General features: G+C 57.6%; 20 protein-coding genes and 5 pseudogenes. 14 read left to right on the forward strand and 11 right to left on the reverse strand.

Annotated elements, in window-relative coordinates:
* Positions 1–97: 97 nt before the first annotated feature.
* A pseudogene (locus ACAX43_RS31615) lies at positions 98–517 on the forward strand (TniQ family protein); the annotation flags it as partial.
* Positions 518–628: 111 nt separating this feature from the next.
* Entirely contained in the window at positions 629–1,378 is a 750-nt protein-coding gene (locus ACAX43_RS31620; protein WP_370712323.1) for a hypothetical protein, read from the forward strand.
* 551 nt (positions 1,379–1,929) lie between these two features.
* Here ACAX43_RS31620 and ACAX43_RS31625 read toward each other — a convergent pair.
* From ACAX43_RS31625 to ACAX43_RS31645, 5 genes and pseudogenes are all read right to left on the reverse strand, one after another.
* Positions 1,930–2,064: pseudogene (locus tag ACAX43_RS31625) on the reverse strand (MFS transporter); the annotation flags it as partial.
* Between the two features lie 158 nt (positions 2,065–2,222).
* Positions 2,223–3,050, reverse strand: coding sequence for a siderophore-interacting protein (locus ACAX43_RS31630; RefSeq protein ID WP_370712271.1), 828 nt, complete (start codon positions 3,048–3,050; stop codon positions 2,223–2,225).
* Between the two features lie 84 nt (positions 3,051–3,134).
* Positions 3,135–4,103 (reverse strand): PadR family transcriptional regulator, encoded by a 969-nt coding sequence (locus tag ACAX43_RS31635; RefSeq protein ID WP_370712272.1) that lies wholly within the window; start codon positions 4,101–4,103, stop codon positions 3,135–3,137.
* Positions 4,104–5,418: 1,315 nt separating this feature from the next.
* On the reverse strand, positions 5,419–6,360 hold the full coding sequence (locus ACAX43_RS31640) for a DUF4435 domain-containing protein (protein ID WP_370712273.1): 942 nt from the start codon (positions 6,358–6,360) through the stop codon (positions 5,419–5,421).
* Positions 6,353–7,945 (reverse strand): AAA family ATPase, encoded by a 1,593-nt coding sequence (locus tag ACAX43_RS31645; protein WP_370712274.1) that lies wholly within the window; start codon positions 7,943–7,945, stop codon positions 6,353–6,355. The genes ACAX43_RS31640 and ACAX43_RS31645 overlap by 8 nt, the downstream gene beginning before the upstream one ends.
* Positions 7,946–8,967: 1,022 nt before the next feature.
* Here ACAX43_RS31645 and ACAX43_RS31650 point away from each other — a divergent pair.
* From ACAX43_RS31650 to ACAX43_RS31670, 5 genes and pseudogenes are all read left to right on the forward strand, one after another.
* The gene (locus ACAX43_RS31650; protein WP_370712275.1) at positions 8,968–9,183 is read left to right on the forward strand and encodes a hypothetical protein; all 216 of its coding nucleotides are present in this window, start codon (positions 8,968–8,970) and stop codon (positions 9,181–9,183) included.
* 36 nt (positions 9,184–9,219) lie between these two features.
* A pseudogene (locus ACAX43_RS31655) lies at positions 9,220–9,575 on the forward strand (hypothetical protein).
* Positions 9,576–9,606: 31 nt separating this feature from the next.
* Complete coding sequence (locus tag ACAX43_RS31660; RefSeq protein ID WP_370712276.1) at positions 9,607–10,167, forward strand: hypothetical protein; 561 nt, start codon at positions 9,607–9,609, stop codon at positions 10,165–10,167.
* Positions 10,168–10,411: 244 nt separating this feature from the next.
* Positions 10,412–11,755, forward strand: coding sequence for a helix-turn-helix domain-containing protein (locus ACAX43_RS31665; RefSeq protein ID WP_370712277.1), 1,344 nt, complete (start codon positions 10,412–10,414; stop codon positions 11,753–11,755).
* Between the two features lie 214 nt (positions 11,756–11,969).
* Positions 11,970–12,992, forward strand: coding sequence for a hypothetical protein (locus ACAX43_RS31670; RefSeq protein ID WP_370712278.1), 1,023 nt, complete (start codon positions 11,970–11,972; stop codon positions 12,990–12,992).
* Positions 12,993–13,759: 767 nt separating this feature from the next.
* Here the strand turns inward: ACAX43_RS31670 and ACAX43_RS31675 are convergent.
* Positions 13,760–13,940 (reverse strand): annotated as a pseudogene (locus ACAX43_RS31675) (IS6 family transposase); the annotation flags it as partial.
* A 29-nt stretch (positions 13,941–13,969) separates the two neighbouring features.
* Here ACAX43_RS31675 and ACAX43_RS31680 point away from each other — a divergent pair.
* On the forward strand, positions 13,970–14,017 hold the full coding sequence (locus ACAX43_RS31680) for a hypothetical protein (RefSeq protein ID WP_370712319.1): 48 nt from the start codon (positions 13,970–13,972) through the stop codon (positions 14,015–14,017).
* Positions 14,018–14,051: 34 nt separating this feature from the next.
* Here the strand turns inward: ACAX43_RS31680 and ACAX43_RS31685 are convergent, their stop codons facing one another.
* The 3 genes from ACAX43_RS31685 to ACAX43_RS31695 are packed head-to-tail and all read right to left on the reverse strand — an operon-like array spanning position 14,052 to position 15,310.
* Positions 14,052–14,249 carry a hypothetical protein gene (locus ACAX43_RS31685; protein WP_370712279.1) on the reverse strand — a complete coding sequence of 66 codons (198 nt, stop codon included), beginning with the start codon at positions 14,247–14,249 and terminating at the stop codon, positions 14,052–14,054.
* Between the two features lie 3 nt (positions 14,250–14,252).
* Positions 14,253–14,990 (reverse strand): hypothetical protein, encoded by a 738-nt coding sequence (locus tag ACAX43_RS31690; protein ID WP_370712280.1) that lies wholly within the window; start codon positions 14,988–14,990, stop codon positions 14,253–14,255.
* Positions 14,991–15,028: 38 nt separating this feature from the next.
* Positions 15,029–15,310, reverse strand: a complete 282-nt coding sequence (locus tag ACAX43_RS31695; RefSeq protein ID WP_370712281.1) for a DUF3303 domain-containing protein — start codon at positions 15,308–15,310, stop codon at positions 15,029–15,031.
* A gap of 461 nt (positions 15,311–15,771) precedes the next feature.
* Between ACAX43_RS31695 and ACAX43_RS31700 the strand changes: the two genes are divergently transcribed.
* Positions 15,772–16,062, forward strand: a complete 291-nt coding sequence (locus ACAX43_RS31700; protein ID WP_370712282.1) for a hypothetical protein — start codon at positions 15,772–15,774, stop codon at positions 16,060–16,062.
* 429 nt (positions 16,063–16,491) lie between these two features.
* On the opposite strand, the pseudogene ACAX43_RS31705 reads toward ACAX43_RS31700, so the two are convergent.
* A pseudogene (locus tag ACAX43_RS31705) lies at positions 16,492–16,809 on the reverse strand (DUF1269 domain-containing protein); the annotation flags it as partial.
* A 302-nt stretch (positions 16,810–17,111) separates the two neighbouring features.
* Between ACAX43_RS31705 and ACAX43_RS31710 the strand changes: the two are divergent.
* From ACAX43_RS31710 to ACAX43_RS31730, 5 genes are read left to right on the forward strand one after another with little or no spacing between them, the layout of a single operon-like run.
* Entirely contained in the window at positions 17,112–18,260 is a 1,149-nt protein-coding gene (locus ACAX43_RS31710) for a c-type cytochrome (protein ID WP_370712283.1), read from the forward strand.
* A 13-nt stretch (positions 18,261–18,273) separates the two neighbouring features.
* Entirely contained in the window at positions 18,274–20,031 is a 1,758-nt protein-coding gene (gene ctaD / locus ACAX43_RS31715) for a cytochrome c oxidase subunit I (protein ID WP_370712284.1), read from the forward strand.
* Positions 20,028–20,639: a cytochrome c oxidase subunit 3 gene (locus tag ACAX43_RS31720; RefSeq protein WP_370712285.1), complete on the forward strand. Its 612-nt coding sequence runs from the start codon at positions 20,028–20,030 to the stop codon at positions 20,637–20,639. Before ctaD ends, ACAX43_RS31720 begins: the two co-directional genes overlap by 4 nt.
* On the forward strand, positions 20,636–21,343 hold the full coding sequence (locus tag ACAX43_RS31725; RefSeq protein ID WP_370712286.1) for a heme-copper oxidase subunit III family protein: 708 nt from the start codon (positions 20,636–20,638) through the stop codon (positions 21,341–21,343). Before ACAX43_RS31720 ends, ACAX43_RS31725 begins: the two co-directional genes overlap by 4 nt.
* 8 nt (positions 21,344–21,351) lie before the next feature.
* Positions 21,352–21,693: a cytochrome C oxidase subunit IV family protein gene (locus ACAX43_RS31730; RefSeq protein ID WP_370712287.1), complete on the forward strand. Its 342-nt coding sequence runs from the start codon at positions 21,352–21,354 to the stop codon at positions 21,691–21,693.
* Between the two features lie 184 nt (positions 21,694–21,877).
* On the opposite strand, the gene ACAX43_RS31735 is transcribed toward ACAX43_RS31730, so the two are convergent.
* Positions 21,878–22,435 carry a hypothetical protein gene (locus ACAX43_RS31735; RefSeq protein ID WP_370712288.1) on the reverse strand — a complete coding sequence of 186 codons (558 nt, stop codon included), beginning with the start codon at positions 22,433–22,435 and terminating at the stop codon, positions 21,878–21,880.
* Positions 22,436–22,523: the final 88 nt, after the last annotated feature.

The raw sequence follows: 22,523 nt of genomic DNA on the forward strand, positions 1-22,523 counted from the left end.
GGACTCGACGTGTGTCCATGCTGTCGGAATCTGGGAAGACGCTTTGATTTAATGACACAGTAAGATTAAGGCAACATCAATGTATTAGGGGTGCGGCATGAACATCGAACTGGCGACCGAGGTTGGGGGGCGTGGAGAGCAGCTCAGTAGCCTAGCTCTGAGGTGCGCGGAACGCTTGTCGGTCCCATTTCGCGATTTCTATCGCGAGCTTGTTGCGCCGCGCATCTACGTGGGACGCTCGATGCCTGATGGGCGGGGTATTCCGGTGAACGGAACCGTGGACGGCATGCTACAGGCCGCAGCCGCGTGGGTGAAGGCCATGAACTCGCTCTTGAGTCGCTCAGATTTGCGGCGCGCGACGCTGTTGCCGTGGCGTCAGACTCTCGCGCCGCGGGCCTTGGTCAGAACACACCGTGCATGGTGCCCTATCTGTCTAGATAATTTCTTGCGCCACGGAAGGACAGTCTATGAACCACTTGCGTGGCGTGTCGCGGACGTAGTCGTTTGCCCCCATCACTGCGTACATCTCGAGGTTCAATGTCCGCATTGTGGGCGTGGTCGGCAACCATCATTCGGTGCCTTTACACGAGTAGGCTGCTGTCGCGCATGCGGGAAGTGGTTGGGGAGATTGATTCAGGACGAGTCAACGTCTATCGACGCGCTGGACATCTTCGTTTCGCGCACCGTTGAGGAGGCATTGTCGCTGTCCAACGTCAGAGACGACATCGGTCTAATCTCCTCTGAAGTGGCAGTGCGCGCGCTACGTGATGTCTTCTTTTGCGGATCATCTGCACAGATGGGGCGCGCATTGGGAATCTTGCCTTCGCAGGTCGTGCATTTTTCCGCCGGTACGTTTCCGGCACCTTTGCGCCTGTTCGTTCGCGCAAGTTACGCGACAGGTGCGACGATGGAGCAGATCTTCGTCACTAACAAGTTTGATTTGGAGGGAAGCACGAGACGTAAGCTGAGTTTTGAGGTTCAGCGATCGGTGTCGCGTCGATTACAGTCGCGTGCCGATCTTGTGATGCGCCTCAACAACGCGCTCGCAGATGGTGGAACGCAGTCGGTAGGTGCTGTAGCGGCAAGCCTGAACATAACGGCGATAACTGTGTGGAGGCGCGAACGCGAGTTGGCGTCACGTCTTGCGCAGATGCATGCAGAATTCATGGGTGAGGAAGCGCGGGCCGAGAAAGCAAAATATCAAGCCAAGGTTATGGCATTTATCACGGCATGTGCGGCACGCGGTATCACACCCGGCAGGAGGCAGGTCGACATGGAATGTGGAGGCTTTGGGCGATTTTCGACTGATTGGAAGCGTTCAATAATCAAGGACGCGGTGCGGCAAATCGCAATGTTGCCTCAAGCCATCGATGAATAATGGCTACTGCGGCGACGGATAGGCCGCCGACGACACGAGGGCAGCGTTGAATCTGCGGAATGCGGGGGTGCAGCAGGAAACGATAAGCCGGTTTGAAACGTGTGCTGCACTACTGCCACTTCGTCGACAGATCCAGTTGGCTGATGCCTTTGAAATCCCGCTCGAAATCGTGTTCGCAGTTTGGATGCAGGGCGTAAATTGCCGGCCCCAAGCCGGTCCCTCTTGATCGCGCTGCATCGGCCGGCGATCAGGTGACGTGACCCCGAAGGTTCTCAATGACGGAACCAGACAGATGCGGGTGCGGCCGTTAATCGCGGCCATCGTGTGTGGTCTTGTCGTAAGGGTACAGCGACGAGGCTGCTCCGCTCGGGCAAGACTCAAAAGCTTTGCCTTCGCACAAAGCGACAAAGTCCCGTATTCGCGAAAGCTAAATGAAATTTTTTGGTAATGCATGAAGCACCTAACTGGTGCAGCTTTGGCTCCGCTGCGCGCTCAGACCGCAAAAAGGAAGCAGTTAACTCCGAAGTTAAAGTTTTATGGTTCCCGTACCAAGGCGTGATGCCGAACGAGTGCATGATCTGCGGCCCGAGCGGCATCATCACCATGAAGTCCATGATGATGGTGAACTGCGTTAGCGCAAGCAGCCACAGCAAACGGCGCTCTTGCCGAGTGCTAATTGAATACATCGGTCAATTCCTTATTCTTTGTTCCGGGTACGTGGTTCGGAAGGCTCATGCGGACCACTGGCTCACACGGCTTGCATGGTTCACATGGCTCACGCAGTTCACGCTATTCACATGGCGCACCCAACGCCCGCCATTGATTGCGCGCATGCTGCGGACGGTTAGTCGTCGAGCGATTCGTGTACTGCTTCGGCACCCTGTTTCCAGTAGCTTGCCGCGCGAATGCGTGACTTGTCGACGCCGCGTTCCGTGCACAGGTGGTAGCGTACCGCGCGCATCGTCGCGGATTCGCCGGCAGCCCAGACGTAACCTTCGCCGTCTTCGGGCAGGTAGATTTCGCGAACCGCTTGCAGCAACGCCTCGCCGCGATAGCCCGATTCGCTGCGATAGCACCAGACGATATGCAGTTCGGCCCGCGTCGTGAATTCGATCTGTGCCGACGGATCGACCACTTCGATCACCGCGGCGACCCGCGTGCCGGCAGGCAGCTCTTCGAGGCGGCGGCCAATCGCCGGCAGCGCGGTATCGTCGCCGATCAGCAGATGCCAGTCGAAACCGGTCGGTATCACCAGCGACCCGCGTGGGCCGCCAACGCCGAGATACTGGCCCACTTTGGCTTGCGCGGCCCACATCGCGGCCGGCCCGGCTTCGTGCATCGCGAATTCGATGTCGAGTTCGCGCGCCTTGCCATCGAAGCGGCGCGGCGTGAAATCACGTGCAGTCGGGCGTGGCTGGCCGACGGGAAAAACGGGACCGTCAGGGCCGGCTTCCGGCAGCACGGGTTTGTCGGCGCCGGGTTCCGGGAAGAACACTTTGATGTGGTCGTCGAACGAAGCAGAGACGAAGTCGTGCAGATCCTCGCCGGTGAAAGTGACGCGAATCAGATGCGGGGTTAGCGCATGCACCTGCTTGACCCGCAACAGACGGAACTTCAACGGATGCCGCACGCGATGGACTGTCAGATCGGCTTGGTTGTCTTTTGTCAGCATAAGGGTGCTACTCCTCTGTTGGTTGAGCGGCGCGCGCGGGCGCACATAGGCGCCAAGAGCACGCGAGGACCGCGCAGGGCGATCTCAACGGGTCTGCTTGTTGCGGCCGTTATCGCTGCCGGGATTGCCTTCGCCTTCGATTTCCTTCGTCGCGCGCATCAGGATCTCGGCGATGCGGCGCTGTTCGGCGGCCGGCACGTCGTCGCGGCGTAGCAGCGCGTGCTTCAGCGCGCGGCGCGCTTCGGTCAGTTCGGGCAGCCAGCCGCCTTCGCTGATGTCGGCCGGTTCCTCGCCGGCAAACGCGCGGCGCACGGAATCCATCTTGCGGGCGAAATGAGTCAGTTTGGCGAGCATCAATTCGACGCGGTCGCGGTTGCTGGCCAGATACTCGCGGCCCGCTTCCGACAGTTCGTAACGCTTGCGGTTGCCTTCGAGTTGCACGGTCACGTAGCCGAGTTCTTCCAGATACGTGAGCGCCGGATAGACCATGCCTGGGCTCGGACTATAGAAGCCGTTCGAGCGCGTTTCGAGCGCCTTGATCAGCTCGTAGCCGTGGCTCGGTTGCGCTTCGATCATCGAGAGCAGAAGCAACTGCAGATCGTCGGAGGTGAATTTGCGGCCGCCCGGAAAACCGTCGCCGCCAAAGCCGCCCGGGCCACCGCCGCCGAAGCGCCCGCCGCGCCCGCCGCCGCCGTGCTCGTGATGGCGGCCGATCGCGTGCCACAACGCGTGCAGCGAGAAGCGACCGTGGCCGTGACGGCCGAAGCGGTGGCCTTGGCCGAGGTTGCCGCAGCTGCCATGGCTACGCTCGTTGCCACCAGACTCGGGCCGGTCACTGGCGCCGCGTTCTGCGCCATGAAACTCGTGCCGGTCGCCGTGCCCGCCGTGACGGCGTTCAAAGTTTTCACCGCGTGCATCGCCGCCGCGCTCGCCGCGATACTCGTAGTGGCGAGCGAACGCGTGCCAAAGCGCGTGCAGCGACGGGCGGTGATGCCCTGCGAAGAAATCTTCGTCCGCACCACGCGGATGCAAAAAGCGATGGGGATGACGCATCGTGGGTACTCCCATTTGTGTCTTAAGATGTATCTTAAGATATATATCTTAAGATAGTTTGTCAAACTGATTTTTCACATCTAGGGACGTGCAACAAAGTCTGCAGGATCGAAAGAACGGCTGTTCAGATACAACAAGGTCTGCGGCCAAACGGAATTTCATGATGCGGCGCACAATTTTTAGCGCGGCTGATCTGCAGGTGGGCCCGCTACAGAGACGAGAGTTGAGGCTCCTGTGGCTCGCGTTGGCCACGCTTGCAAAATATGGGCGTTTCTCGTCTTGCCCATTTTCCAGTTTGCACGCAACTCTTTCGAATGGAAGAACGCGTACCACGAGCCTTGCAATGGATCGCGGGGTAAAGCCCAGTCGGTCAGACGGAGGTTCCAGAATAGTGCGAAACCCCCTCTGGACTACAGGGTGTCGGACGCGTCATTCCAGCTGATTGAACCGTCCGACTCAAGCAGAGCGCTGCCGAGGCGGCTTGGCCTCGGACCGAACTTGTGGCAGCGGATATGCGGTGGCCGGGCGAGACGCGTGTCGGCGTCAATCGAACAGCGTCGGTAATGCCTCGAACTGACGTGCTTGATTGCGGCGAAGCCCACAGCAGCATGCCAAACGAGCGAGCGTTGTTGCCTGAGGATAGGTGGAGTCGGTCGAAATCGACGTGTGCCGCAAATCGTCACGCATGGCCGCGAGTTCAACACCATTTGGCAACGGGTGCGACGCACGCGAATGTCGCAACCAGAGGCCTGGACGCCCCATCCGCGTTGCCTGTTTCACGGGAGGTCCGCAAACTCTGCTGCTGCGAACGTACGATTTGCCGGTGGAGTGGTGAGGACTTCGCTCCGCCTAGAACCTTCCTTGCGCCAAATGCGGCGCATGTCTCCACGTTGCCAAGAACAGCCGCGGCTCTCGTGTTCGGGCTTTCTGCGCCAATGTCGTATGAGCGACTCAATTTCGGCCGGAGCCGACATTGGGGCGGGCTCGGTTCTACGTCAGCAATGTGGCTGATTGCTGACGATGGTGGCATCAAGCAACCCGACGGCAGCATCCTGCACCAGTGAACTCACACTCCCGACCCACAACCGCCGCCCTCCCAGCGACGCTTCGATGGCAGCTACCGGGCCACAACGCCCATTCGCTTGGACACCGCGACCGACAAGGGCTCGGTTAAAGCCGACGTCCCTGTGTCGTTTCCGATAAGGCCTCGATCCCGTCGCAGGGGGACTGGCGAGTTGACGTCAAGCCCTCCGTTGCAATCGCGCTCGGCCGGCGCGTCAATTTTGAACCCGCCGAGCGCGCTGGCAACTGGGAATCAAGCGGCAACGGGAGCGGACAACGTTGCTAAGAAATCACGCAGGCCTTCAGGAACTCGCGACTTCGAGGCAAGTGTATCCAGAGTGAGCCTTTGCGGATGAACTTTGGAGGTGCTAGCACGCGGGCCAAAGCGCGGGGCGCTCCCGTTTCGGTCGTCTGCCAACGCGTGAAGCCAACTCACGAAGAACATAAGCGCAAACTTTCCTCTATACCGGGTTTTCGGCGAAAGGGCTTCAAAGTCGGATCGAAGAACCGCAATCTCGTCTCCGGAAGGCTCTCTCTTGAGTTGGACAACTACTGACGCGTCGTCGGCTGTCGCCGTCACCTCGAGAAGGCTTACATCCGCAAGCCTGCTGATCTTGGTTGGTAGCGGCGCCCGAAGCTCTATGTTCAATCTCCTAGCGAGGAATAGACGGAAATTCACAGGCTTAGTTATGTCGATGAAAGTGTCATAGAGATTACTGAAAACAGCGGCGACCTTCTGGCGGCACTCAGGCTGAGCATGGAAATGAAATTCATTCTTAAGCAGTTCGTCCAAAACCGCTTCTTCGACGATATGATTCTCAATCGAATATGAATCAGTCATAAACACCGCCTTCGACTCGCTCATGCCACGAAGGTCATCGAAATCACGGTCTACAAAAAAATAAACGTCCTTCCCGAGATTGTTGAGATCACGGTCCAGCATTTCTTTAAGATCCAGCACATCTTTCTTGCCGTCACATGGAAAAGGTTCATATCGAAGATTTGGATCGATCTGCTTGATCCAATGAAAATAGACAATTTTGTCGTCGTCTCCTTCGAAGGCGAAAACCAACCCGCTTGGCACACTGGACCGGAACGTCACCAAGCGAGCTTTCAGGACCGCTGGCCCCTTGCGCGATGCTTTTAGAACTGAAAGATAATCTTCTTGTTCGGTGTTTTGAACTTGATTAAGCATTGGTATCGTCCTCGTCTTCGTTCGTGCTGGCTTCTTCCATCTGATAGTTGAACGACGACGAAAGCGCCTTGGCGAATGGTTCCAAGGCGTTATCGAAAACGAATGGCGAGTGGGTAATCGCAACTACTTGAGCGCACGAAGGAGCGCTAACTACGTCCATGAGGATTTGACGTTGCCAATAGATGGAAAGTGAGAGTTCCGGTTCGTCGATTAATACGACCTTTTTTCCTGGGAACAGGTAAAGCCGTGCAAACAATGAAATCATCTGCTTTTCGCCCGATGAAAGCGACTCAAGCGGAACCTTCTTACGAGCCGCAATGCTCTCCACGCTGACTTGAAGGTTCCTGCGATCAAGCTTCAGTACCTTACTATCGTCCGGGGGAAAGCACGTCTTTTCTGCGCCTTGGTTCGTTGGGGCCACAGTCGTCTTATCTTCAGAAGACAGGTATCGGTTACAGTTCGTAATAAACTCTTCGACCATGAGCTCGATATCACGAGTGGCCGCGATTACCGTATTTAGCTTACTTAGGAAATAAGTCAGGAATTTATTAGATTGCTGCGGTATGTCTTCACCGCTATAGATTTTGTCGATATCAGGTATGACCACATCTCGAAATGGTCCCATGTGCATGCGACGACGTCCATCTCGGATTCTCGAGAAAAAAAGCTCCAAGGCGTCTTTGCTTGGCCGTTGTTCGAGACTCAAGTCTTCGTTTTCTATCGCGCCACTAATCAATTCATTGATTATGTTTGCGCTGATGGTCCGGTAGCCCTCATTTGAATCGAATAGAATCGATTGATTTAGTGCGGACAGTCTCTCTGATATGTCTGACAGACCAAATCGTATATCAGCATTAAGCAATCCGCGCTTTGATATTCCGAGCCGTGATTGGATGCTTTTCTTTTTTGAATAGGGTTCATCACTTTCACTGGACAGCGGGAGTTCGATACGTCGATACGTGGGAAGATAGACAATTTCCATGTCGCCCACGACTTCATCGAGGGCGTCTCTAATTCTATCTATGTTTGCATTTCTTCCACGCAGTGAAGAATAGATGCTCTCACACACCTTATTAGCTTCTACGCGGGACCACCGAAACTTTGAGACGATTTTTTCATAAACTTCGTTATCTTCCAGCGATTTTGCATTTTTCAACAACCGATAATCGTAGTCAAAAAAATCTAACAACAATATGGGCTCCAAACCAATGCGCGCGGCGTGATCGATAAAGAAAGGATCTGAGAGAGCCGCTTGCGAAGCAAGAATATCTTCTGATCGGAGAATTAGTGGATCATCTAACCCGCGCAACTTGCATGTGATCGTCTCAAACTTCAATGTGCTAAGTCGGCCAAACTGGCCCTTCAAAAACGCGTCTAGCGCCCCGAGCAACGTCGTTTTTCCCGAACCGTTCTTCGCGATCAGTACCGTAGCCGCATACGCCGAAGATAATCCTATAGAGCGGTAGCCGTATAGATTTTCAATGCTGAAATGCTCAACGATGGATGGTTGAGCGCCGGTACTTAGATGGTGGTCGATGTCTGCATTCATGTTGTTTTGGTGATAAGCGAGTTGCCAGTCAGGCACGGGGTGTGCCACCATTATCGGCTATCTGCAGTGCTTTCTTTAGCCCGATGTCAACTTGCAAGCACGCGACCCTAAGGAGCCTCACTAGCTGCCGATTTGTGCGTCGCTGCGACCTGGCATTCGCATCACCTTCTCGCGTCACGCCACCCCCAAGTTTCGCTTCCGGCAGCGCTTGATCCATCGTCGCCTAGCTTGCACAGGCTTAACGCGTGATGACGTAGCTGCGAATCTCGCTCGCGCGCCAATAGTGCTGGCACTCGCCAATCCGGATCAGCGTTGGTGACCGGGATAATTGACGCAAACACGCCATGCGTGACACGACATAGGTAACCGCCCAACCAAAGCGGCTGCGCGAATGACTTCAAAGGCGGATCGAGTAACGTTTTCGCCTTTGGAAGTCTGATGGCCGATTGCAGAGCTGAGCCGACGTCTGAACGTCCGACCTACGATACGCGCGAATGACGGCTAGTGGCCGATTGCACCAGTTCGATGACGGTGCCCCGAGGATGTTGAATTCTCAATGGCAGCTTTCCGGCGGTTTATGCGAACGCGCACTTCCGGGCCAGAACCGGCCAGTTTCCGGCGCTCGCCATTTCGGCACGCGGACACCCGACCGGCTGTTCAGTTCAAACAGCAGACCTTCGCGCTGACTAGGATTCGTCCGTTGGTATGATGTAACTACGGGGGCAAATGAGAAGGCGGCGAAGATGAGTTGGTCTATTACGGGTAGACGAGACGGACTTGTATTGCGCGTGTCCGAAGCGGGCGTTCCAATCCTCGGCGGCACGGGTCTTTACAAGTGCGGTCCTGCGGATCACACACGCTTTGATAATGCGCTACTAAAGCGGATTGAAGAGGTAGCGTGCGAATGGACAATCACCGTTCCGAGCCAGTCCGAATTCCACATCGACCCTAACGCGGAGGGATTGTACGAGCGCGTTCAGGAGGCTCCCGATCAATCGCACGCGGCGATCTACTTCTTCTAGCTCGACGGCAACGAGTTCGTCGCATTTACGATTGTTGTGCCGGGAAGCACGTTCGAACATATTCGCCGCCTGCTCGAACTCGCCCTGCTGTTCGACTCGCTCGAATACGTGATGACCGTGGACTTGCTAACGTTCCGCACACCGCACGCACAGACAGAGGCGCCCACGTTGGACGAGTTCATCGACAGGAAGCCGCTGTTTATCGGCGAGCTGACGTTCCTCTTCAAGCCGATAACGCACGAACAAGATTAAACGGTCAGGTAGGTCAACCACATCTCGGAGGCGAGCATGGCCACAATTGAGTTATCGATTTACAGCCCGCGTTGGGGGCACGAAGACACGTACACCGTCGAACTCGAACGAAACTGCATGGAAATAACAATGGGGGCCAGAGAGGGCCGAACTGACTGGCGGGATGACCGGACCCCGAATGGAGGGGCGAGCCCTTTCAACACATCATGCAGAACGACAACATCTATCCGCCTGCGATCATCCAGGACATGTTCGAGAAGGTGTGGACGTCCTGGCTGGCGGGTGAGTTAGACGATCAACGAGCTGAAGCAGAGCTGACGGCGGTCGCCGAATGGCTCAATACAATCACACGGGCTAAACCACGTTCCGATTTCTGGAGGGCATTTTTCTAGCCCGTATCGCCACTGCATGCCGGAGACCCGCATGAGCGAACCCAGCACATCCGCATTCTTTGAAAAGTTCGAATCCGAAGACCTCGGTGAGGGCCTTCCACCGATGTTCCAAGTGGCTGACGGCGGTGCTAAGAAATGGAAGCACCTCGACCAGTTGGACTTCGATTTGATCGGGTATCTCCTGTCCTGCCATCTGGTAGTCGAGCACTATATCAACGAGTTCTTGAAGACGCATTTCCCGGAACTGGATTGGCAGAATAAAGACGCGAAGATGAACTTTGCCCAGCGGGCCGCGCTGTTGACTACGTGGGGAGAGCGGTTGGGTCAGCCTTTTAATCCGGTTCCCACCATCAAGCGATTGAATAGTCTGCGCAACAAGTTCGGCCACCAACTCGACTACACCCTGACTGCCGACGACATGAAGCCGTTTATCGACTTTCTACATGGAGTTTCGCCTTGGGAGGGACTTAAACAGGCAACCGCCAAACAGGTGCTGCATTGGGCAACATGGTGCTGCTGCGCCTCGCTAATGAGGGCAATCGGCGAGCAGGCGGACAACGGTCATGTGCCATCGCCCGAACCGACAAGGTGACGGGCCGTGGTACTTTCGAAGCCGTCACTAATTTCGCGAAGGGCGGACGGGAAGGAATGGGTCAACCTGAGACGATCGTGGTCTGTTCGAGTGCGACCAGACTCTCCTGGATGTTTGGCTGCAAAACAGCGGATGCGCATATGCTCGACAATCTTGCAAACAATTCGAAAACGACCGTCCCTTATTTCTTTGAGAATAAAACTAAACGGCGCTTTTTAATTTAATAATTTTTTGTGGCGGGTAAATGTACGAGCCAATTCGGTTGAATAAAGATGGACATTTGCCACCACAGTTCGACGTGGCGCACGACCTTTGTTTCGTACTTCATGACCTCATGGCCCAGCTGATAGTAGAAGGTATGCGGTCAGGCATATTCCACGCACGCTTCGACCTGAGAAGCGACGAGGAACGCATCTCCCTTGAGGAATCTGAAAACGTTTTAGACTGGCTCCACCAAACAGGCCAATTAGAAGAGCGCACAAAGGTCTTAGTGAGCACTGTAATGCCAGCGGTGCTTTCCGACATGTTGCATTGCATCTACGAGGCATTGGAATCCTCTAGGAAGGGGAAGCTGGCCATTGCGTTCATGCTTATCAGAAAGCCACTTCAGGAAAGCCTATATGTGCTTGAATCCATTTTCATTGACAGAGTTGGGTTCGATGGAAAACTATCTGACGATCCTTTGAAGCTTCGACCACAAAACGCGGGTGGGGTCGACGGACATACGCAACGCATTCAAGCCGTGCTCGACAAACTCGATGATGGTGTTCGGTTCAATGCTGAATATATCGCCCGTCTCAGATATGACAAAAAATCGGACGATTCATTCGACGGAATCTGCAACAAGGCGATGCATCTATTTACCGAACATTCCGCAATACGGACTGAGAAGCTAAATATAAACTTTATTTTTTCAAATAGCGAATCGATGATTTATCAATGGTCTTACCTTTACGGTAGATTGCCATACCTTATGCTGTATATGTTATCCCTTGTTGAGAACATTGCTGTCGAATTTGCATCTTCGTCCCCCAGCTATAAAGATGATGTTAATCGAAGAATCTCCGCTTATTTGGTATTGGCGTGGACCACGATGGAAGAGCGTTACCGATCGCCGCCTGTAAACCTTGCGTTTGCACTTTCATTCGAGTGGCTAAAAGCCCACTGCGCTGACAATGGATTTTCGCCGCCCATTGGATTTGCGCATTTGGACCGGATGGCCAAGACAGGCGCATTTCCTGATGAAAGTGAAGAAGATGTTGAACTACGGTCAAGCGTCTATGAGCAGTTCGCGAGCTACAGCCGAGACCGACCGCCCTCAGCTCGGCTGTTCGAACGGTACGACGCACCGGAAGATAGTCCATCGGGTGTCATGCCCCATGACGTGGTTGGGCGGATGGTGAATGGCACGCCCCCTCTGCGGGCGTGGCGTGAGCACCTAGGCCTAACGCAGAAAGAGATGGGGTTGCGAATGGGTGTTAGTCAGTCAACCTACAGGAGGTACGAGCAATCACAACGACTGTCTGTGTCGGTTCGCAAGAGTGCAGCTATTGGTATGGGTATCAAAGCAGCCTTCCTCGCCCCCTGACCAAAGACTATTGCTGTCGGCAAAAGTCTAAAATTTATCGTGTCGACGGTTTCCGATATCGGTCGGGAGGAGACCGTCGTAGCCGGAGAGCGCAAACGTCGGTTTCGGGTCAACCTGAGCCAGTCGCCGTCCGGCTCAGTGCGGCCATGAACCGTCACTCGACATGACCGTTCGATTCGCTGACAATCGCAAGACTCTAGATAAGCCACAAAACATGAGCTTCATCAGCGACTATCAACGTGAATCGAAGCGACACAGCAATCGTGGCCGCTGTTTCCATTACTCAAATGGAACACGCTGTGACGAAATCATCTCGGCACACTCAATACAAAGCAAAGGTCAGTTAAACCTCATCGCCGAAGCTGGACACGTCTATCGCTTAGACGCTGACCTTTCAAATCTAAAAAAGACCGATGGACGGGCGCTTCTCAAAAAGATTGGCGTTAAGAAGGTTTCAACATTCGCTGGCTTCTGCAAAAGTCACGACAATGCGCTTTTTGAGCCAATTGACAACTTTCCTTTGGAGCCGGGGAAGCGTCAGGTGGCTCTTTACGCCTACAGATGCATTTGTCGCGAGCTCTTCGTGAAAGAAAATGCCGTTGCGGTGACGAAGACGATGAAGGACTACGAAAATCTTTCTCCACAGTCGCGTTCGATGTTGGAAGCCGTCCATCTTGGAAAGAGCATCGGCCTTGCTGGCCTGCAGCATCACAAAGTACTCTATGACCGAGCGCTGCTGACCAAAGACTACGAGCAATTCGAGTTCACTTACTTTACTTCTTCAAAACCCTGCAACATCCAGTTATCTGGGCTCCTCTATCCTGACTTTGATTTCGAAGGGCGGTTCCTGCAAGATTTGAGAGAGCGGAACATTCCTTTAGACCTCGTCACATTCTTTACCGCGCCGGTATCGAACGGATGGGCCTTTGGTTTTGCTTGGCATGTCTCAAGCAATCCAACCTGCCTCCCCTTTATTCAGTCCCTAGCATCTAGAGTTGCGAAGGGCGAGAGGCCCGAAGACGCTCTTTTTCGTTTTTCTCTGTGTTGCGAGAACCATGCAATACGAATTTCGTGGTGGGATAGCCTCGACGAGAGCGCCACGCGCGAGGCGCTCGAAAGAATGAATCTAATGGGGCATCCACAAGTACCAGTACCATCTAATTATCTTGTGTCTGGCTGCGAGGGTATCGCTACGTGGGACTTCGACTATGTTCACACCACGCTAAAAACGGCCTAACTGGTCAGCCCAGTGCAGGTCAGCAAGCTGCGCTTGTTGCTCCTTCCGTGCTTTGCACTTCGGCGTCGGCTTCTGCGGGGTCATGCTATCCGAAGTTTCGGTTGACCAACGCTCTCGCGGAATGGCTGCTATAAAGCAGCATCATTGACCGCTTCGGGTCGAGAGTGTGAGTTCACTGGTGCAGGATGCTGCCGTCGGGTTGCTCGATGCCACCATCGTCAGCAATCAACCACATTGCTGACGTAGAACCCAGCCCATCCCAATGACGGCTAAGGCCGATGAACGGTCAAATCAGCAACTCGGATAATTGGGAACCAGCGACGATTGACATCGACTGCAGGGGCGCGTTGGCATCCACGCGTTCATCATCCGTAGCTACTTTGTTTGCGGAAAACTCCCCTCCACGAACCCGCGCGTCTGCGCAACCGGTAGCGGCACCGCGTGATCCACCACCAGTGCGCGCGCATATTCGCTAACAAGATCCGGCGTCGCGGCCCCCGACGAGCCTATGACATCGAAAGCGGAATTGCGGACAACTTCGCACCAATGCCGTTCGACCTTGATTTACGGGCTACCGTTGTCCGTTGGGCTGTGGTGCAAATAATAGGTGCGAGGAATCGCGGCTCGTTGATGGGTTGCTTCAAGATGCAGACAGAACGCCATTCCAGACAGCGGGCGCAGCAGTATCTTTGAGAGGCAGTTGGTGAGGTCGAACTGACCTTTTCGAATGCGATGCATCAGTTCGATGCTGGCGATCGTAACGGCGCCTTCACGTACGTTTCTTCGACTCGCCACGACTGACCGGCAGCCGTGGCAAAGCGGTTCCAGCGTTTGACGAACTCCGGCGTGAAGCGCTTAACCCAGCGCATGATCGTCGTATGCGCCAGCGACAGCCCGCTCGGACATCATCTCGACCAGCTCGCGGAAGCTGAGCTCGTAGCGAAGGTACGTTTGCGACCGGGGCGCGTGCGGCACGGATCGGCCGTAATCCCGCCACCGGTGCGGAGATGCACACCCGTCGTTGACAATCAGGGCGCAGCCTCCGCTGCTTCCCTTTTTCTAACTAGCCACCTTCAGCAGAACTTTGCCGCCCTTCTCGGCATGGACGATCGCAGCACCGATTTCCTCGAGTCCGTATTCCGTCGCGGTGGGAACTGACATCTCGCCCGATACCACCATCTCCGCGGCCGACACATTTCGTCGCGGCAGCCACATGAAGCGGCGCATCAATGTGGCCTCTCGAACGGGCTGGCGCATCGCTCATCGCGCGCCTGCGACATCGTTTGTCGACGAAACGGCATGGCTAAGCGACAGGTAGCTCCGGTGCAGTAGCGATTCGATGGTCGCCCAATCGGCGTCGGTGACGCTGCCCGCTTCTTCGCGGGCGTCGCGAAGCAGCATCGCTTGCGCGCGCAACTGGCCGTGTTCGAGTGTCGAGCCCGCGGGTACCCTATACAGCGATGCGGCAGCTTGAGCACACGCGCTGCCCAACGCGCCGGGCGGATAACGTTCACGCTGCCGGTGCACGATCCACCATTCCAGTTCGAGCGCGGTGGTGCGCGAGACATCGAAGTCGCGGTTCCCCGTGTTGCGGATCAGGCTGAAATAGGTATGCAGCGCCGGCAATGCTTTTTCGTAATCGCTGCGTTCCTTGCCGTCCTTGAAGGTGAATGCGGCTGATGCGCCGTAGTAAGCGCCGACGTACGACCTTAGCCAGGGAAAGCGGTATTGCATGCGCAGGGTTTGCGCCAGTTCAAGAAAGAGCGTCACGTGCTGGCGGTCGTAGTACGAGCGCCATATTTTCATTTCGAGCGTGCCCGTCGCGATGGGATCGAAGCGGCTCAGGTCACGGTGCAACGGCCAGAAGAGATCGGCGGCGGCATAGCCGATCAGAACGACAAGCAGGGCCAGGATCGTCCGTCGCCAGCGTCCTGGTCGGGCTGCAAGGATTACGCAGTGCCGCAGGCCGTGCATGCGGGCGCGCCCGGTTATGTTCATGTCGAATAAGCGTCGATATCGAACGTACGTTGAACCCTCTACTTCACTACGCGCCCCAGCACCTCGCTCAACTCGGCGTCGTCAAGCACTGGGACGATGTCCAGCCCCATCAGATCGCTCCACTGATAGGCGAACTCGGTGAGTTTCTTCATATCATCTGTTTCGAGCAGATCGAACCCGGCGCCCAGATCGGCTCGCGTCCATCGGCCCACCAAACGGACGCCGTCAGGCGGGAGGCCGCCGGTTCGCTGAAAGCGCGTGATGGCTTCGGCACGCTGTTGGGTATCCGGTGCCCAGTGGAAGGTCATCATGAATTTCACGGCTGTGTGTCCTTACGGTGGCTCGTCCACCTCCTGCAATTTATACGCTCGATAGCGGCATACGGTTGCAATTGGATGTCGGAACTGCAACGCACGTCGACATAGGGAGCCGATCGGGAGGAACGCTTATATCGGCAGGGGAACCGGCAGTCATTCTGTTTGCATGCGTCGCCTCTAAATACCCCTGCCGCGTATTCCGCCCGTCATAGTGCCTTCATGTTGCTCACGACAGGCAGCCGTCGGCCAATTGCGGACGTTGGCTGAAAGCCACAGGATTTTGCACCGCTTCTCAGGTTTACTACGACGGTACAGTTAGTACACTTGGTATGGGGCGCGAAAGTCAGGTGCGCGGCCTTCTCAATTACATCCACGCACTACACGCTGTCGGAAAGAGCAGTTACACGCTGCACACATTGTTTGTGCGGCGTGCTCGTTTCGCTGGTCAACAGGAGGATGCAATCATGCAAACTGTTATAAGGAAATTTTCCGGAAAGGGTGCAAAGGAGTTGTTCGATCTGCTGGAGAAGCGCACGGCTGACGTCGAAGAACTGATGCGTTCGGTCAAAGGCTTTGTCAGCTACACCCTCGCACGCAGCGGCGATGGCGGATTCTCAGTGACTGTTTGCCAAGACAAAACAGGCACTGACGAAAGCGTGCAGAAGGCGAAAGACTGGATCGCGAAAAACGCCGGAAGCACGGGCGTAGGCGCGCCGGAGATATCGGAGGGATCAGTCCTCATTCACCTGAAGTAGGCTTACCTTGCGAATAACAACCTATGAGTTCAGCGGGCGATCGGGACTTGCGCAACCGGCCTCATCGTCCGCTCCTCACGCTCACGTTACCGGGTTCGTCCAGACCTGCATTTTGCAGGGCTCTCATGCCGCCTGACATGCATTCAACGGACCCACGTCCGTACTATTCAGAAACGCGCAGCGGGCAATCTGCGCGACCCGGCACCGATCGGGTAGGGTGGCGCGGTCAACCTTCATCGCTGTGTCGGTAGATTGAGGTCAAGCGGGCCGGGCAGATGAGTCAGGCGTTCGCCACGCGATGAGTGGCGGGAGCCACCCCATTGGCTCAGTTCGTTTAAGACACAATGACTTTCCATGTCAATCGGAATGTTTGGTGTCCAGTGCCCATGCGCGAATGAATTCCCTGAGGGCGGCGTGGCAGTAAATCTCGACGCCGATCATCGTGGCCGTCCAGGCCCCGAAGCCAGTACCTGCCAATGTCAATGCGACGACGGCGCCGCCCGCAATGGCGAGCTCCGCGGGGGGGTATACCAGTGCCACGAGGCCGAGAAGCGCGCCGGTCGCACCGCCGAGCGCCACGCCGCATTCGAGCGAGTGCACGACGTCGCTGCTTTGCAGCAAGAATGCCTCGGGTAACTGTTCGAGTGCGACACTGTGATTCGCGAGGACATGGATATGTCGCGATGTGATCCGCGACTGCAGCAATTCGTCGTACGCACGTCGCACACGTGAACAGACCCTAAACACCCGGCGCCCTCGGGAGACGGCCGCCTCGGCAACCGATACTGGAGGCGGCCGTTTTGCATTGCATCGCGGCAAGTGACTCCTCCATTCGCGCGATCCGTATATGGGACACGCTTCCCCCTGGCGCTGGCTTGCACGATGCAAAGGAGAGGACTACCTTTGATTTAGAGCCGCTTACAATGCTCAGCGAAGCGGTCCTGGCAGAGGTGCCGGCGCAGCCAGTACGAAGTACGGCAAGGCGGCACAATGACGCCAGGCGCTTTTTTGTTAGCGGCTCCAGCGAGTGACGCGCAGCGAGGTGGACTATGGCGCTTGCGATTGCCCTGAGCCTGATCATCGTATTGGCGGTAGGGTTTCACTTTGCCAGTCCCTGGTGGATCACGCCGATCGCCTCGAACTGGGTGCGCATGGACGACATGCTGACGATCACGCTCGTCATTACCGGCGCGCTCTTCATCGCGATCAACCTGTTCATCGTGATCGCACTGGTGCGCTACCGCAACCGCAGGGGTCATCGCGCTGCTTACGAGCCGCACAACAAGCGGCTGGAATGGTGGCTGATCGGCCTGACCACTGTCGGCGTGGCAGCGTTGCTGGCGCCGGGGCTCTTCGTCTACGCAGACTTCGTACGGCCGCCGCGCAACGTGCTGCAGATGGAAGTGCTCGCCCAGCAATGGCAATGGCGCTTCCGGTTTGCCGGCCCCGGTGGCAAGCTGGGCACGACGGACGTGCGCTACATCAGCAACGACAACCCCTTCGGCCTGAACCCCGGCGACCCCAACGGCCGTGACAACTACCTGATCGAGACGCCCGAGGTGCACCTGCCGCTCAACCGGCCGATCCAGGTCCTGACACGGTCGCGCGACGTGCTGCACGACTTCTACGTACCGCCGTTCCGTGCGCGCATGAACATAGTGCCCGGCATGGTGACCACCTTCTGGTTCACGCCGACCAAAGCAGGGCGTTACGACATCCTGTGCGCGCAGCTTTGCGGTATCGGGCACTCCAACATGCGCGGCGTGGTGGTGGTGGAAGACGAAGCATCGTTCTCGCGCTGGCTGGCACAGCAGAGCACGTTCGCGCAGCGGCAGCAGGCCAAGGTGCAGGCCGCACCCGCCGCTGCAGGCGGCAGCGCCCAGGCGCTTGCTGACCAGGGCAAGAGGCTCGCAGAGGCCAAGGGCTGCTTCGCCTGCCATACCGTGGACGGCAGTCCGCGCGTGGGCCCCACCTGGAAGGGCCTGTACGGCAAGACCGAAACGATGGCCGACGGCAGTACCGCGAAGGTGGACGAAGCCTATCTGCGCGCCTTTATCCGCAACCCGAAGGCCCGCGTCGTGAAGGGCTTCGCGCCCATCATGCCGACCTTCGACCTGAGCGAGCAGGAGCTGACCGAGCTGGTGACCTACATCGAATCGCAAGGCGGCCCGGCCGCCATCAGCGCAGCCAAACCCTAGCGGAGCAGACGCAATGCCCTACGCGCACGCCAACCACGCCCAGCAAAGCTTCTGGACCCGCTATGTCTGGAGCCAGGACCACAAGGTCATCGCCGTGCAGTATTCGCTGACGGCCATCGCCATCGGCCTGGTCGGCCTTGTGCTGTCGGACCTGATGCGGTTGCAGCTCGGCTTTCCGGGCAAGTTCAGTTTCATCGACGCCACCCACTACTACCAGTTCGTCACCATGCACGGGATGATCATGGTGATCTACCTGCTGACGGCGCTGTTTCTGGGCGGCTTCGGCAACTACCTGATCCCGCTGATGCTGGGCGCGCGCGACATGGTGTTCCCGTTTCTCAACATGTTGAGCTACTGGGTCTACCTGCTGGCCGTGCTGGTGCTGGTGGCGAGCTTCTTCGTGCCAGGCGGGCCGACCGGCGCGGGCTGGACGCTGTATCCACCCCAGGCCATCCTGCCGGGCACGCCGGGCGTGGAATGGGGCATCGTGTTGATGCTGGTGTCGCTGGCGATCTTCATTGTCGCGGCAACGATGGGCGGCTTGAATTACGTCACCACCACGCTACAGGCGCGCACGCGCGGCATGACGCTCATGCGCATGCCGCTCACGGTGTGGGGCATCTTCATCGCGACCATCCTGGCACTGCTGGCGTTTCCGGCGCTGTTCGTGTCGGCGGTGATGATGCTACTCGACAGGACACTCGGCACCAGTTTCTTCATACCGGCCGTGGTGTCGATGGGGCAGACGCTCAAGCATGCCGGCGGCAGCCCGCTGCTGTTCCAGCACCTGTTCTGGTTCTTCGGGCATCCGGAGGTCTACATCGTCGCGCTGCCGGCCTTTGGCATTGCGTCGGACCTCATCAGCACGCACGCGCGCAAGAGCATCTTCGGCTACAAGATGATGGTGTGGGCCATCGTCGTCATCGGGGCGCTGAGCTTCGTGGTCTGGGCGCACCACATGTTCATCGCCGGCATGAATCCGTACTTCGGCTTCTTCTTTGCCACCACCACGCTCATCATCGCCATCCCGACCGCCCTCAAGGTCTACAACTGGGTGCTGACGCTGTGGCGCGGCGATATCCACCTGACCGTGCCGATGCTGTTTGCCATCGGATTCATCAGCACCTTCGTCCTGGGTGGGCTGACCGGGCTCTATCTCGGCAACGTGAGCGTGGACATTCCGCTGTCGAACACGTACTTCGTGGTGGCGCACTTCCATATGGTGATGGCCGTGTCGCCGATCCTGGTGGTGTTTGGCGGTATCTACCACTGGTATCCAAAGGTGACGGGCCGCATGCTCAACGACACGCTCGGGCGCGTGCACTTCTGGGTCACCTTCCTCGGCACCTATGCGATCTACTTCCCGATGCACTATCTCGGCATCCTGGGCATGCCGCGGCGGTATTACGCGTATGAGGGCTACAGCTTCATTCCATCTTCGGCGCAGACGCTCAACACGTTCATCACCGTCATTGCGCTGATCGTTGCAGTGGCGCAGTTGCTGTTCCTGTACAACCTGGCGTGGAGCCTGGTACGCGGCAACCGTGCCGACAGCAACCCTTGGCGGGCCACCACGCTGGAATGGCAGACGCCGCAAACGCCGCCAGCGCATGGCAACTGGGGCGCAGCGCCACCCGTCGTTTACCGCTGGGCGTACGAATACAGCCCGCCGGGGCAGGAGGAAGACTTCGTCCCGCAAAACCAGCCGCCTGTGACGGCGCCTGAACCGGCCACCCACCCGACGCTTCAACCCGGCGAGGCACGCGAATGACCACACTGCCGCGCTCCTTCGTTCCTGACGCGCCACCTGTCTCGCCGAATGCGAGCCGCATCGGCCTGATCGTCTTCATGGCGGTGGCAACGACATTGTTTTCACTGCTGCTGTTCGCCTATGCAATGCGTATGCGCGAGCCCGACTGGCAGCCGATCCCGCATCCAGCGCTGCTGTGGTGGAACACCGGTGCGCTGGTGCTGGCAAGCATTGCCATGCAGCGTGCCCGGCAGATTACCTTGCACCGCGCAGCGTGGCTGGTGTCAAGCGGTGTGCTGGCGGCCGTGTTCGTGACCGGACAACTGGCCGTATGGCGCATGCTGTCGGCGGCCGGGCAGACCGTCACCGTCAATCCTTCCAATAGCTTCCTCTACCTGCTCACCGGCCTGCACGGGTTGCATGTGCTGGGCGGGCTGGTGGCCTGGGCCGTGACGATCGCGCTTCTCCAGCGCGCGGACCCCTTCCGAGCCCACCGCGCCATCGCGCTTTGCGCCATCTACTGGCATTTCCTGCTGGCTGTCTGGCTCGTGCTGCTGGCGGCGATGTGGTGGATCACCCCTGAGTTCGTCGGCGCCATCTGCGGGCCGCTGTATGGAGCCGCGCCATGACCACACCCACGCTCCCCACCGAATCCGCTGCCACCACGCCCACGGGTGCGGGGCCTGACGGCTGGCGCGGCATCGTCACGGACTGGTCGGCCGACCGGGAAGCCTTCAAGGTGCCGTGGGGCAAGGCGATGATGTGGATCTTCCTGCTATCGGACACTTTCATCTTCAGCAGCTTCCTGATCGGCTACATGACGGTGCGGATGTCGACCACGGTGCCGTGGCCTGACACTTCCAAGGTGTTCGCGCTCACGGTGGGCGGCGTGGATGTGCCTTTGCTGCTGATCGCCATCATGACGTTCGTCCTGATCAGCAGCAGCGGCACCATGGCGATGGCTGTCAACTTTGGCTACCGGCGTAACGCACAGCGCGCCGCCGCACTGTTGCTGGCGACCGCGCTGCTGGGCGCGACCTTCGTCTCGATGCAGGCCTTCGAATGGACCAAGCTGATCGTCCATGAAGGTATCCGCCCCTGGGGCAACCCGATGGGCGCGGCGCAGTTTGGCGCGTGCTTCTTCATGATCACCGGGTTCCACGGCTTTCACGTGAGCTGCGGTGTAATCTACCTGCTGCTGACCGCACGCAAGATCCTGCAGCCGGGGTTCACCGAGCACGGCAACTTCCAGATCGTGGAGATTGCCGGCTTGTACTGGCACTTCGTCGACCTGGTGTGGGTGTTCATTTTTGCGCTGTTCTATTTGTGGTGAGGCAGACCATGGACCACACCGATCCCGCCCATCGACCCGACGCCGCGCACGGCCAGCAGCATCCGATCGGCATCTACCTGAAGATCTGGGGCCTGCTGTTCTTACTGAGCACGATGTCGTACATGGTGGATTACTTCCACGTGCAGGGCCTGCTGCGCTGGGCGCTGATCGTCGTGCTCATGATCGCCAAGGCCGGGCTGATCGTGTCGATTTTCATGCACATGATGTGGGAGCGGTTGGCGCTGGTGTACGCCATCCTGATACCGCCCTTGGGCCTGTTGGTGCTGATGGTGCTGATGGCTGCCGAAGCGCATCACACCTTCGGCATGCGGGAACTCTTCTTCCACTGATCCCTGTGCCGACCGTTCCTCAGGCGAGTGCCTGCAACGCACCGCTCTGAATACAAAACGACCCGACAAATGAACTGCACCCCGAAGGTTGGATCAGTGTCCAACTTTGCGGGGGCAGTTCACAAATGCCGGGTCGCTTTTGTTTCCTGGCTCGCTGAAAATCTCGACGAAAAACACCTTCAAATCAGGCGTGCCGCTCACTGAATTCATTGAGCGGCTCAGGCTGCTTGAGCGGATCGAAGTCGGCCCACCGCCCTTGTTGCCAGCGGCCGGTCGCGCGTTCGATCGCCGCGCCTCCCGCATCGCGCAGCACCCGTGCGGCGTCCGACTGGCTGTCCAGCGACACGTGTACGGCAACCAGCACGCCGGAATCACGGGTTTCTTCGTTGCTGGCTTCATGCGTGCGCATCATCGCACCGACCAACGAACCGACATACGCACTCACCCCGGCCGCGATCAGCGACACGATAAGCGGCGCCGAAAACGCCGCGAAGATCCCGACGCCGACCACGGCGCCAACCGCTGCGCCAATCGCGACGCCTATCTCGGCACCCTTCGGCGCCTCCCTCGCGTTTGCGTCGGCGCTGATCTCGCCGCCGGGCCGAAAACGTGCGTGCTGGCCGATCGGATTGACGAAAAACAGTGTGACGTCCTCCTCCACAAAACCGGCATTGAAGAGCCGTTGCACCGCGTCTTCAGCGGCGGGGAATGTCGTAAAGCGTGCTGCGACGATGAGTGACATGTGGCCTCCTTCGATCGTTGACTAGCGGTTGCAGACTATGCCGCCCCACCTCACCCGCGCCGAGACAGAGGTGCATGCGGTGGCACGC

Origin of the sequence: Paraburkholderia sp. IW21, from assembly GCF_041321145.1 — a bacterium.
GTDB lineage: Bacteria > Pseudomonadota > Gammaproteobacteria > Burkholderiales > Burkholderiaceae > Paraburkholderia.